Source organism: Streptomyces sp. NPDC051133 (assembly GCF_040682635.1).
Classification (GTDB): Bacteria; Actinomycetota; Actinomycetes; order Streptomycetales; family Streptomycetaceae; genus Streptomyces.
The window spans coordinates 81,178-93,666 of the sequence record NZ_JBFBBK010000004.1 but is presented as its reverse complement, the minus strand read 5'-3'; the positions used below and the strand labels follow the sequence as shown (position 1 = coordinate 93,666).

Genomic DNA, 12,489 nt, shown 5'->3' with positions numbered 1-12,489 from the left:
CGAGGCGGGGGTGGTGGAAGGATAGGCCAAAGGTCGCGGGGTGGAATTGGCGGGTCGGCCAAAGGGACGGACGGGCGGGTCGGCGCCAGGCGGTGGGCGGCCGCGCCCGCTCAGCGCAGGGCTTCCGCCACCTCGCGTGCCGCCTCCACCACACGCGGCCCCACCCTCTCCGGGACGGAGTCCGCGAGCATCACCACTCCGACGCTGCCCTCGACCCCGGTCACCCCGACCAGCGGCGCCGCGGCCCCACTGGCCCCAGCCTCCAACTCGCCGTGCGTGAGCGTGTATCCGGGATCGGCTGACGGCGCCTGCCGCGCGGCGAGAATCGCCCTGCCCGCGGCCCCCCGGTCCAACGGATGGCGGAATCCCGCCCGGTACGCCACGTGATAGTCCGTCCACGTCGGCTCGACCACCGCTACGGCCAACGCCTCGGTGCCGTCCACCAGCGTCAGATGCGCCGTCGCCCCTATGTCCTCGGCCAGCGACCGCAGCGCCGGCAACGCGGCCTCCCGTACCAGCGGGTGCACCTGCCGCCCGAGCCGCAGCACCCCGAGCCCGACCCGGGCTCGCCCGCCCAGATCACGTCGTACGAGCGCATGCTGTTCCAGCGTGGCGAGCAACCGGTACACCACGGTCCGGTTCACGCCCAGTTTCGTGGACAACTCGGTGACGGTCAGCCCGTGGTCCGTGTCGGCCAGCAGCTTGAGGACACGCAGTCCCCGGTCGAGCGTCTGAGAGGTCTCCGCGGTCACGACGCCCACTCCTTCGGCGGTGAGGTCGGCGGACCGCTGAGCGAGATTGCGTCACCGAGTCCCGTCGGCGACGCGCTTCAGAGGCCGCCGATCGGCAGGAAGGCCCGGCGGCTCCGGGCATGTCGCTTCACGGCTGCGCTCCGCGGCGGCGCTGCCACGGGGCGTGTGCGTAGCCGGACAGTAGCGAAGGCGGTTCGCTGAGCGGAAGCCTCCGTCCAGAATCCGGGCAAGGCCAGATCCGGCCTGCCTCAGTTCGTCCGGATACGAGCAGGCCCCAGGAACTGACACGCGCCACGTACCGCGGAGGGGAAACGCTGCCGGTCGCCGCCGGTCCCGCCGGATCCCGCGGCGCGTCACCGCATGCGCGTGGAGCGTCACTGATGCGCGTGGAGCGTCACCGCATGCGCGTGGCCCACTCCTGCACCTTGGAGATGCGCTGCCTGAGCTGTCCCGCCGTGGCCTCCGCGCTCGGCGGACCGCCGCACACCCGGCGCAGCTCGGTGTGGATCACCCCGTGCGGCTTGCCGCTCTGGTGGACGTAGGCGCTCACGAGGGTGTTGAGCCGCTTGCGCAGCTCCATCATCTCCTTGTGGCTGACCACCGGCCGCCGCTCGGCGGGCAGCTCCAGCAGGTCGGCCTCGGTGTCCGGCTTCTTCTTGCTGTGCGCGATCTGCCGGGCCTGCCGCTTCTGCAGCAGCAACTGCACCTGATCGGGCTCCAGGAGACCGGGGATGCCGAGGTAGTCCTGCTCCTCCTCGCTGCCCGGGTGGGCCTGCATGCCGAACTCCGCGCCGTCGTAGAGCACCCGGTCGAAGACGGCCTCGGACTCCAGCGCCTCGAAGGAGAACTGTTCCTGCTCGCCGGTGTCCTCGTCCTGCTGCTTGTTCGCCTCCTCCATCTCCTTCTCGGATTCGGCGTACGGGTCCTCCTCGCCCTCCTTCTTCGGCTTGTCGAGGGCGTGGTCCCGTTCCTTCTCCATCTCGTTGGCGAAGGTCAGCAGATCGGGCACGGTCGGCAGGAACACGGACGCGGTCTCGCCGCGCCGCCGGGACCGCACGAAACGCCCGACGGCCTGGGCGAAGAAGAGGGGGGTCGAGATGGTCGTGGCGTACACGCCGACCGCGAGCCGCGGCACGTCGACGCCCTCGGACACCATGCGCACCGCGACCATCCACCGGTCGTTGCTCTCGCTGAAGTCGTCGATCCGCTTCGAGGCCCCGGCGTCGTCGGACAGCACGAGCGTGGCCTTCGTACCCGTGATCTCCCGGATGAGCTTGGCGTAGGCGCGGGCGGAGTCCTGGTCGGAGGCGATGACGAGGGCGCCGGCGTCCGGGATGGCCTTGCGGACCTCGGTCAGCCGCTGGTCGGCGGCGCGCAGCACGCTGGGCATCCACTCACCGCGCGGATCCAGCGCCGTACGCCACGCCTGGCTGACCGCGTCCTTGGTCATCGGCTCGCCGAGCCGGGCGGCGATCTCGTCACCGGCCTTGGTGCGCCAGCGCATGTTGCCGCTGTAGGAGAGGAAGATGACCGGGCGGACGACGTGGTCGGCGAGCGCGTTGCCGTATCCGTACGTGTAGTCGGCGGCGGACCGCCGGATGCCGGCGTTGTCCTCCTCGTACGTCACGAAGGGGATGGGGTTGGTGTCGGACCTGAACGGCGTACCGGTCAGCGCGAGCCGGCGCGTGGCGGGCTCGAAGGCCTCCAGGCAGGCCTCGCCCCAGGACTTGGAGTCGCCGGCGTGGTGGATCTCGTCGAGGATGACGAGGGTCTTGCGCTGCTCGACCCGGTTGCGGTGCAGCATCGGGCGCACGCCCACACCGGCGTAGGTGACGGCGACCCCGTCGTAGTCCCGGCCGAGCGGCCCGGCGCTGTACTCGGGGTCGAGCTTGATCCCTATCCGCGCGGCCGCCTCCGCCCACTGCTTCTTCAGGTGCTCGGTCGGCGCGACCACGGTCACCTGCTGCACGACGTGGTGGTGCAGCAGCCAGGAGGCGAGCGTCAGCGCGAAGGTCGTCTTGCCGGCGCCGGGGGTGGCGACGGCGAGGAAGTCACGCGGCTGCTCCTGGATGTACTTCTCCATCGCCCCCTGCTGCCAGGCGCGCAGCTTGCTGGCGGTACCCCAGGGGGCCCGGCCCGGGAAGGCGGGCGAGAGGTGGTGGGAGTGGGTGGAGGAGGAAGCGGCGGTGGTAGTCACGGTCTCCGTGCATTGGGTCGGCGGCTACGTATGACAACCGGGCCACCCTACCGGCGGCGCACCCCCGTCAACGCCCGGACAAGGCCGGGTCACCCCCGGGTGGGACCCACGTCACAGCCCCGCCGGTACGGCGGTACGGCGGTACGGCGGTACGGCGGTACGGGCGGTACGGCTCACCGCATCGGTACGTCCGTGCGGCTCACCGCTCCCGCAGTCGTCGCGTCACCCAGGCCCCCACCAGCGCCACCGCGGCCATCGGCAGGAAGACGGCCAGGAAGGCGGCCGGGCGGGTGCCGTCGGCGGCCGTCGCCGCGGTGGCCGCCGCGGTGCCGCCGCCCAGGGCTGCGAAGGCCGCGCCGGTACCGGCGAGCAGGACGACGTTCGACAGGGCGTCGGAGATCTGGAGGGCGGCGGAGTTGGCGCCGGCCGCTTCGGGGGCGGACAGCTGGAGCAGCAACACGCTGGTGGAGGAGATCACCAGGCCCATGCCGAAGCAGCCGAAGGCCCAGGCGACGGCGACGGTCCAGACGGGGACGGAGTGCACGAGGACACCGGGCGCCGTGACGATCGCGGCGGCGACCAGCACCATCCCGAAGGTCATCAGCCGTTCCCGGTACGGCTCCACGCGCGAGCGGGACTGCACCCAGGAGCCCAGCGCCCAGGTGCCGCCGCCCGCGGCCAGGGAGAACCCGGCGAGCGTCGGCGACAGTCCGCGCTGGGTGACCAGCATGAGCGGGACGAAGGACTCGGCGGCGATGAAGGAACCTGCGGACAGCCCGCGCAACAGCACCACGGAGGGCAGACCGCGGGCCGCCCGGTAGGTGCCGCGCGGGAGGAGACCGAGGACGGCGGGCACCAGCAGGGCGGCACCGGCCAGGCCCGGCAGCACGGAGAGGGGGCGCAGGTCCTGGGCGGCGTACTGGAGGAGACCGGCGCCGAGGGAGATGCCGAGGGCGAGCCGGATGCGCCGGCGGTCGAAGGAGCCGGAGCCCGCCTCCCCGCCCACCGGCCCGGACGCCCTGCGCCGTATCTGCGGCAGGGCGAGGGCGAGCGGGAACACGACGAGGGCGGGGATGCCGAGGAAGACCCACCGCCAGCCGAGGTGCTCGGTGACGGCGCCCGCGGCGAGCGGGCCGACGATGGAGGGCACCACCCAGCCGGCGGCGAAGGCCGCCATGATCGCGGGGCGCAGCCGCTCGGGGTAGGCGCGCCCGACGACGACGTACAGGGCGACGATGACCAGTCCGCCGCCGAATCCCTGGACGGCCCGCCCGAGGATGAACACCCACATGGACTGCGCGGTCCCGGCGACGACCAGGCCCGCGGCGAAGGCGCCGATCCCCGTGGTCAGCGACCCGAGGGGCCCCTTGCGGTCCGACCACTGCCCGGAGAGGACCATGCCGAGCAGGCTGGTGGTGAAGTACCCGGAGAAGGCGAAGGCGTACAACGCCACACCGTCCAGCTCCCGGGCCGCGACGGGCATGGCGGTGCCGACGGCGGTGGCCTCGAAGGCGATGAGGAGGACGACGGAGACGATGCCGACACTGAGGGCCCGGTACGACCGGCTCAGCACACCGCCGTCCCTCTCGACGGCTGGGTCCACGACAGCGGCGTCACGGGATTCAAGGGCACTCATGGTCGTCAGAGTAAGCCCCGCAACCGAGTTTGACCCCTGTCACGAGACCGACCACCCCTGCGACCTTGGTCGTACACCCCGCGCCCCCTGTGAACGCCACATGGCAGTCACATTGCAGCCCCCGCCGTCCCCTTGAACCCCTCGGACGCCCCGGCCTACGGTCATTCACACGAACACGGCCGTGTGCCCGAGTGGTTTAGGGGCTCGCCTGCAAAGCGAGTTACGTGGGTTCGATTCCCGCCACGGCCTCTGGAGTCTTGACCAGGCCAAAGGAAAGGGCGGCGCCCCGCAGGGGGTACCGCCCTACTGGCCGTCTGCATGACTTCGGGTTAGGCGAGCGCTACAGCCGACCACCACCTTGCTGCTGTATGCCGCCCGGCTATTTGCCACCCGTGTCGTTGCCCGGCTTGCCACCTGGCATGCCCCCGCCCGGCGTGCCGCCACCCGGCGTGCCCCCGCCCGGCGTACCCCCACCCGGCGTACCCCCACCCGGCGTACCCCCACCCGGCGTGCCACCACCCGGCGTACCCCCGCCCGGCGTACCCCCGCCCGGCGTGCCGCCACCCGGCGTGCCGCCACCCGGCGTGCTGTTTGGGCGGTTGCCGAAGTTGCAGGTTGCGCCTGTCTGGCAGATGACCACAGGGCCATTGTTGCGACCGCTGTTGCGGCCGCTGTTGCGACCGTTTTTACTGCCGTTGTTTCGACCGTTATTGGACCGGCCGTTACAGTACTTGTTGTTGCTGTTCTTGCATGACCAATCCGGGACACGCTGCTGTGCCGTCACCACTTGCCGTGCGCCGGGTTGTTGCGCCGACGCAGACGCATTGTCGAGAACCCCGCCCATGAGTAGGGGCGGTATTGCCAGACCGGCAACGATGAGACTCCTGCGCATGAGTTGACTCCTCGCGGCGCATCGATCTCTTGAAGAAGGCCGAGGCTGAGCCTCGCCAGCCGAAAACCGCTCGCGGTTACACCACCACTGGTCAACCACCCACGTTACTACTCGCAGACCGGGCTGCCCAACGCTGGGAATACGCAATGCGGTTGAGCGATAAATAGGTCCCGGTTCAACGACAACACCGCAGTGGCCGCCCTAGAGAACCCCGCCCCGTTCGTCCTGAAAGAGTTCCGTCCAGTAGTGCCAGGGTGTGCGTGGCGTGGTGGGGTCCACTGTCGACAGGGTGTGGAGCATGGCCGCGGCGAGGTGGTCGTAGGCCGTCGTGGTCAGTTCGTGGCGCAGGTGGGCGTCGATCGTGCGCTCGTGGTGCAGGAGCCAGAGCGTGTAGGCGAGGGTGGAGACGTCGGTGTTGAGGGGGTGGAGCGTCGCCTCCGGTTCGCTGAAGGTCAGGACCGCGCCCGTTCTGCCGTCCACCACCAGGCTGTTGTCCCCGACCAGGTGGCCGAGGCGGATCAGGTGGTCGCAGTGGGCTGGGAGGTCGGAGAGCGGGCAGTCGCCCGGCTCGTCGGCCATGTACTCCCGCAGCGTCGGCAGCGGGACGTCCGTGTCGGCGTGGAAGAGGACCGCCTCCTCGGGCAGCCCCGTCTCCCGCAGGAAGCGGCGGGTCGGCTCGTGGGTGAGCGTCGGCGGGAAGTCGACCTCTTCGAAACGGGCCACTCTGTTGTGCCCGAACTCTTGATCCAGCACGCGCGCGGGGACGTCCAGGGTGAGCCCGGACGCCGTGCCGGGGCCGGCGGCGAGGGAGAGGGGGCGGATCAGGGCCGCCGCCTTCCAGTAGGGCGGGACCTCGCCGCCCGTGCCCTCCTCGAAGAGGGAGAGCAGACGGCGGGTCGCCTCGGCCGCCGTCTCGGGGCCGTACCGGCCGGCCAGGGAGGCGAAACGGCCGCGCAGACCCGCCAGTTCCTCGGTGACCGCGGCGAAGCGCAGCAGCGTGTCCAGGGAGGGCGCGAAGGGGCGGGCACCGGACGGGTCGAAGAGGTAGGCCGTCGTCAGCTCGCCCGTGACCCCGTCGAGCAGGATCGACTCGCGCTCCATGCCGGCCGGGTTCAGCAGTTCACCGATCACCAGCCGGTCCCGCAGCTCGGCGGCCACCCGGAACGGGGCCTCCGCGGCGTCGGCGAACTTGCGCAGGCCGTGCGTGCGGAGGGGGGAGAAGGTCAGCAGGTCGGTCTGCGTGGGCAGCCCGGAGTCAGTGAGCAGGCCGCGCGTCGGCGCGTGCGTGACGTAGCGGTCCAGCTCCGCCTCGGTCAGCGTGATCGCCGGAATCCCGGCGTCGGTCGTGCTCATCGCTCCCCCGCGATCTTCCCCGTCGGTGCACGTCGAGTCCGTGGGCGCCACTGCCCCCACCACTCGGCACACTACGCCGCCCCACTGACAACGGGGCTCGACGGAAGGGACGCCGGACGGCCCGCGCGCGTTCCCCGCGCCTCACGTGAAAACTCACGGAAAACCTCACGTGAGACCTGACGCGAGACCTCACGTGAAGTAGACGCCGCCCAGTACGACGGCCAGGGCCGCCACGAGGAACAGCAGGACCCAGAAGAAGAGCTTGCCCACGCTCGGCGGGGGCTCGTAGCGCGGCTCGTACGAAGGCTGCGCAGTCGTCTGCGAGGCTTGCGGGGGCTGCGAGGGCTGTGGGGCCTGCGGGTTCTGCGGGCTCTCTTGCGTGCTCACTGGGCCGTCACCACTGCTGCTTGCGGGCGGATCGGAAGGCGGTTGACCGGGCGGCCGGTGGCCGCGCGGACGGCGGAGGCGATCGCGGCCGGTGCCGTCACCACCGGGACCGCGCTGACCGACTTGGCGCCGAAGGGCGCGACGACGTCCCGCTCCTCGACGAGTTTGACGATCCGGATGTCCGGCGCGTCCAGGGCGGTCGGCAGGGCGTACCCGGTCAGGTCGGGATGGCGGATCAGACCGCGCGGGGTGCGCAGGTTCTCCGTGAGCGCGATGCCCACGCCCTGGGTGACGCCGGCCTCGATACGGGCGGCGAGCTGGGCCGGGTTCAGGATCCGGCCCACGTCCTGCGCCACCGCCAGCTCGACCACCCGGACCGAGCCCAGCTCGATGTCGACGTCCACCACCGCGCGGATGGCGCAGAAGGCCAGCCCCACGAAGGCGTCGCCCTGGCCGGCGGCGTTCAGCGGCTCGGTGGGGTGCGGGCGGCACTGGGCCGTGGCCCACAGTTCCTTGCCGTCCATCGCCTCCGTGACGGTGGTCGACAGCACACCGTCGTACGAGGTGATCTTGCCGTCGGTGATCTGCAGCAGCTCCGTCGACATGCCAAACTTGTGCGCGAGCGGCTGGAGGAGCTGGGTGCGGACCATCTTCGCCGCGCGCTCCACCGCGCCGCCCGACACCCAGGTGTGCCGCCCCCGGCAGCCCGCGCCGGCCGGCGGCTGGTCGGTGTCGACCGGGGCGACGTGGACCTCTTCGATGCCGAGGGTCTCCTGGACGATCTGCCGGGCGAGGGTGGTGAAGCCCTGGCCGGTCTCCACGGCAGCGCAGAGGACGGTGGCGACGCCGTCGTGGACCTTGACGGTCGCCGTGGACACCTCGTCGGCGCCCTCCGCGCCGAGCATGTGCACCATGCCCAGGCCGTAGCCGACGCCCCGGCGCACCGCACCCGGCTCGCCCGCGCCCTCGGGGCCGCCGGGCAGCAGCCACTCGTCCTCGGGCGTGTCCTTCGGGAGGGCGGGGAGCGGGAAGTCCCGCACCGTCTGGAGGAGTTCGGCCACCGGGGCGGGACAGGTCACCGTCTGGCCGATCGGGAGGACGTCCCCGGTCGCGAGGACGTTGCGCAGCCGCACCTCGGCCGGGTCCAGCCCCAGCTTCTTCGCCAGCTTGTCCATCTGCGCCTCGTAGGCGGCGCACACCTGCATCGCACCCTCGCCGCGCACATGGCCGGAGGGCGGGTTGTTGGTGCGTACGGCCCAGCCCTCGATGAAGGCGTTCGGGACGACGTACGGGCCGCACGCGAAGGAGACGGCGGCGGCCAGGGACTCGGAGGAGGCGTCGGCGTACGCGCCCGCGTCCAGCAGGATCTGCGCCTCCACCTTCACCAGCTTGCCGTCGCCGTCGGCGTGGTGGCGGTAGCGCAGCAGGGTGGGGTGGCGGTGGGCGTGGCCGAGGAAGGACTCCTCGCGGGTCGCCGTCAGCTTCACCGGGCAGCCGGTCCGCAGGGCGAGCAGGCCGAGCGGGAGCTGGAAGCCCTGGTCCTCGCGGTCGGCCGTGGCGCCGGGCACCCCCGTGACCACGATCTTCACCTGATCGGGGGACAGGCCGTAGCAGGCGGCGGCCGTGTTGCGGTCGGCGTGCGGGTCGGTGGAGGCCAGGTACAGCTCCACCCCGCCGTCCGGGCGCGGCACGGCGAGGCCGGCCTCGGCGCCGATCGGGGCCGGGTCCTGGCGCCCTATGCGGTACAGGCCCTCGACGACGACCTCGCCGGCCGCCTCCGGGTCGCCGTGGTGCAGCGGGATGTGCCGGATCAGGTTGCCGTCGGGGTGCAGCGGCTCGGCCTCGAAGGCCTGCTCGGGATCGGTGACGGGGTCGAGGAGTTCGTACTCGACGATGACGGCGGCGGCGGCCATCCGCGCGGTGTCCGGGTGGTCGGCGGCGACGGCGGCGATGGGCTCGCCGTGGTGCCGTACGACCTCGGAGGCGAACACCGGGCGGTCGGGCGTGCCCCGGCCGTGGCGGGGCGTGCCGGGCACGTCCTCGTGGGTGACGACGGCGCGTACGCCGGGCATCTCACGCGCGTGGGTCGTGTCGATGGAGACGATGCGCGCGTGCGCGTGCGGGGAGCGCAGGACGGCCGCCCAGAGCAGGCCCTCGGCCCACAGGTCGGCCGCGTACGGGAAGGTGCCCTCGGTCTTGGCGCGGGCGTCGGCGTGCGGCAGCGAGGCGCCGAGGCCGTGCGGCCAGACGTCGGCCTCGGGGGCCGCTTCCGCGGCGGTGGTCGCCGTGGCGGCTTCGTTGCTCACCCCTGGCCTCCGTCCTGGCCGTAGTGCGGGTCGTGCGGGCCGTGCGGATCGTGCGGTCCCGGGGTGCCGTACGGGTCGGGCGAGCCGTACGGGTCCGGTGTGCCGCCGTAGCCGCCGGGAGGGGCGTGGGGCGTGTCGAACGCGCCCGGTGCCTCGAACGCCGACGGGTTGACGCCGCCGGAGCCGGGGCCCGCCTGGTGCGGAATGCGCGCCTCCTCCGCGTCCGTGCCGGGAGCGGCGTGCGACGCCTCGCGTTCGGAGACGACCTCCTTGACGGCCTCCACTACGCCCCGGTAGCCGGAGCAGCGGCACAGGTTGCCGCACAGCGCCTGGCGGGTCTCCAGCTCGGTCGGCGCGGGGTTGCCCTCCAGCAGGTCGTGCACGGTCATCGCCATGCCCGGCACGCAGAAGCCGCACTGCACGGCGCCGCAGCGGGCGAGCGCGCGCTGCACGTCCGAGGGCTGTCCGTCGACGGCCAGGCCCTCGACCGTACGCACCTCGCTGCCGGCCGCGGTGACCGCCGGCACCAGGCAGGAGGCCACCAGGCGTCCGTCGACCTGCACGTTGCAGGCACCGCACTCGCCCTGCGAGCAGCCGTCCTTGGCGCCGGCGAGACCGAGGCGCTCGCGCAGGACGTAGAGCAGCGACTCGCCGATCCAGGCGTCGGTGACGGGGCGGTCGGCGCCGTTGACGCGCAGGACGTACGAGGCGAGGGGGTGGTCGTCGTGCGGGGGCAGCGGCGCGTGGTGCTCCTCCGCGGCGGCCTCGTGCGGGGCCACGGGGTGGTCGCCGGCGGTCTCGGCGGTGTCGGCGCTGTCCTCGGGCGTGTCGTCCGACGGGGGGACGGCGCCCTCGGAGGCGTCCGGGACGTCGGTGCCGTCGGTGCCGTCGGCCGGGTGTCCGGGTGCGGTGGCTTCGGCCGCGGCTGTCTCGGGTGCGGCCGCTTCGGCCGGGTCCTGCGGTGCCTGCGTGCCGGTGGCGGCCGGGGCGGCGGCAGCGGCGGCCGTGTGCGCGGCCTGAGGGGCCGCAGCGCCGGCCGCGGAGTCCGCGGGCTCCTCGTGGCCTGCCGGGCCGTCAGCGGGGCGCTCAGGGGCTTCCGCGGGGCCGTGGGCGTCCGCGTCCGGCGCCGCCGCGGTCGTCCGCGTGCGCCGGCCCTGACCGGCGTCCGGGTGACCGGACTCGGCGTAACCGGCGCCCGGGTGACCGGGCTCCGCCTGCCGCGGCTCTCCCTGCTCCGGCTCCGCGTGACCGGCCGCGACGTGCCCGTAGGGCTCCCCCGGCCCGTACCCGTCGTCCGGCGCGTACCCCTCGTCCGGCCCGTACCCGTCGTCCGGCGCGTACTCCTCCGGTGCCGCGCCGCCCGCGGGATGCGCGCCGGTGTGGTCGGGGACGGGGCCGCCGGGGTGGGCCGGGGCCTGGGGGTCCGCGGGGCCGTCCCAGGGGTGGCCCGCGTCCTCCGTCGCCCAGGGGGCGGGCGCGCCGCCTGGCAGGGTGGCCGGCGGGGTGCCGCCCCACTGCTCGACCAGGGACGAGGTGGTGAACTCGCCGGACTCGTCCGGGAGATCGCCGCCGGCGACGGGGATGGACCACTGCCCGGTGACGTCGTGCCCGGGTGCGGCCGGGGCCGCGGGCTCCTCGAAGGTCCAGTGCTGGGTCGCGCCGGGCTGGTAGGTGAACCGGTCGTCCGCGCCCTGTCCGGCGCCCGCGGGCGCGGCGTTCGGGTCGGGCCACTGGGGTCCGTCGGCGGGCGCGCTCCAGGTGCCGGTGGCGGCGGGGTCGGCGGTGCCGGGGGCGACCGCTATCTGCGGCGGCACATAGCCGTGTCCCGGTGCGGCCAGCGGGCTGTCGCCGTTCAGCAGGGCGTCGATGCCGCCCTCGGGGAGCTTGACGAACGCGGTGGCGCCGTCGTCGTAGTCGCCCTGGGGCAGCGGGTTCCAGCGCCCGCCGCCCTGGGGCGTGCCCTCTCCGTGCTGGTCGTCGGTCACGACAGCGCCCTCCCCAGTGCTCGTCGGGCCAGTGCGGCGACGGTGCGCCGCAGGTGCAGTACGGCAGGCGGAAGCGGGGTCACCGAGCCGTCGGGCTCCGGTGCCGGATCCGGGATGCAGGCCGCGGCCACGTACTCGCCGAAGGCGTTCAGGGCCTCCGGGACGAGCGCGCGGTCGTTGTCCCAGTCGATCAGCTGGGCGACCCACTGCTCGGCCTCCAGGGGCCGCAGCGGCATCGGCGCTATGGCACCGACGGCGCACCGCACCCCGCGCCGGGCGGGGTCGAGGACGAGGGCCACGGAGGCCAGCGCGCGGCCCGGGCCGGTGCGTCCGGTGGCCTTCAGGAAGACCTGCGGGGCGTGCAGCAGCGGCACGCGCACGAAGCCGATGAGTTCCCCGCCGTGCAGCATCTCCACGCCGGCCAGCAGGTGCGACACCGGGATCTCCCGGCGGGCTCCGCCCTGGCCCGCGATGATCAGCGTCGCCTCCAGGGCGGCCAGCACCGGCAGCGCGTCCCCGGTCGGGGCGGCCGAGGCGATGTTGCCGCCCAGGGTGCCCGCGTTGCGGATGTGCGGCGGGCCGGCCGCGCGCGCGGCGGCGGCGAGCGCCGGGATCAGGGCCGCGAAGTCGGGGCGGCCCATACGCGCGTGCGTGAGGCCCGCGCCGAGCAGCGCGTGGCCGTCCTGGTACTGCCAGCCGCGGATCTCGCTGATCCGCCCGAGGCCCACCAGGGCGGCGGGCCTGAGCTGTCCGGAGTTGACGGCGGCCATGAGGTCGGTGCCACCCGCCACCGGAACGGCCGTGGGCATGGCGGTGAGGGCCGCCACGGCCTCGTCCAGTGTCGTGGGCAGCGTGACGGCCTGCGCCGCCTGCGGTGCGTGCGTGGTCAAACCGGCTGCCCCTTCCCGCTGCCCCACCTGGTCCCACCTGTGTGGCCGTACGGTACGTGCTCACAGGGCGGACGTGGCAACTCTGGCACAT

Annotated in this window: 8 protein-coding genes and 1 tRNA gene; 1 reads left to right on the top strand and 8 read right to left on the bottom strand. The window is 73.3% G+C overall.

What is annotated here, in order from left to right; genetic code table 11:
- Nucleotides 1-110: 110 nt before the first annotated feature.
- From AB0N17_RS06495 to AB0N17_RS06485, 3 genes are all read right to left on the bottom strand, one after another.
- Nucleotides 111-752, bottom strand: a complete 642-nt coding sequence (locus tag AB0N17_RS06495) for a helix-turn-helix domain-containing protein (protein ID WP_191870603.1) — start codon at nucleotides 750-752, stop codon at nucleotides 111-113.
- Nucleotides 753-1,146: 394 nt separating this feature from the next.
- Entirely contained in the window at nucleotides 1,147-2,949 is a 1,803-nt protein-coding gene (locus AB0N17_RS06490; protein ID WP_366010001.1) for a DEAD/DEAH box helicase, read from the bottom strand.
- Between the two features lie 199 nt (nucleotides 2,950-3,148).
- Entirely contained in the window at nucleotides 3,149-4,585 is a 1,437-nt protein-coding gene (locus tag AB0N17_RS06485; protein WP_366010000.1) for an MFS transporter, read from the bottom strand.
- 177 nt (nucleotides 4,586-4,762) lie between these two features.
- Between AB0N17_RS06485 and AB0N17_RS06480 the strand changes: the two genes are divergently transcribed.
- Nucleotides 4,763-4,834, top strand: a tRNA-Cys gene (locus tag AB0N17_RS06480).
- A gap of 844 nt (nucleotides 4,835-5,678) precedes the next feature.
- On the opposite strand, the gene AB0N17_RS06475 is transcribed toward AB0N17_RS06480, so the two are convergent.
- The 5 genes from AB0N17_RS06475 to AB0N17_RS06455 form a co-directional block, all read right to left on the bottom strand.
- Entirely contained in the window at nucleotides 5,679-6,830 is a 1,152-nt protein-coding gene (locus tag AB0N17_RS06475) for an SUKH-4 family immunity protein (protein WP_366009999.1), read from the bottom strand.
- Nucleotides 6,831-7,019: 189 nt separating this feature from the next.
- A complete protein-coding gene (locus AB0N17_RS06470; protein ID WP_366009998.1) occupies nucleotides 7,020-7,217 on the bottom strand; it encodes a hypothetical protein in 198 nt (65 codons plus the stop codon).
- Complete coding sequence (locus tag AB0N17_RS06465; RefSeq protein WP_366009997.1) at nucleotides 7,214-9,523, bottom strand: molybdopterin cofactor-binding domain-containing protein; 2,310 nt, start codon at nucleotides 9,521-9,523, stop codon at nucleotides 7,214-7,216. The genes AB0N17_RS06470 and AB0N17_RS06465 overlap by 4 nt, the downstream gene beginning before the upstream one ends.
- Complete coding sequence (locus AB0N17_RS06460) at nucleotides 9,520-11,508, bottom strand: 2Fe-2S iron-sulfur cluster-binding protein (RefSeq protein WP_366009996.1); 1,989 nt, start codon at nucleotides 11,506-11,508, stop codon at nucleotides 9,520-9,522. The genes AB0N17_RS06465 and AB0N17_RS06460 overlap by 4 nt, the downstream gene beginning before the upstream one ends.
- Nucleotides 11,505-12,398: an FAD binding domain-containing protein gene (locus tag AB0N17_RS06455; protein ID WP_366009995.1), complete on the bottom strand. Its 894-nt coding sequence runs from the start codon at nucleotides 12,396-12,398 to the stop codon at nucleotides 11,505-11,507. The genes AB0N17_RS06460 and AB0N17_RS06455 overlap by 4 nt, the downstream gene beginning before the upstream one ends.
- Nucleotides 12,399-12,489 lie beyond the last annotated feature (91 nt).

Bases quoted from the DNA above. Each gene is read 5' to 3' on its own strand.
- AB0N17_RS06485 (WP_366010000.1), bottom strand. From the start codon at position 4,585: ATGAGTGCCCTTGAATCCCGTGACGCCGCTGTCGTGGACCCAGCCGTC.
- AB0N17_RS06475 (WP_366009999.1), bottom strand. From the start codon at position 6,830: ATGAGCACGACCGACGCCGGGATTCCGGCGATCACGCTGACCGAGGCG.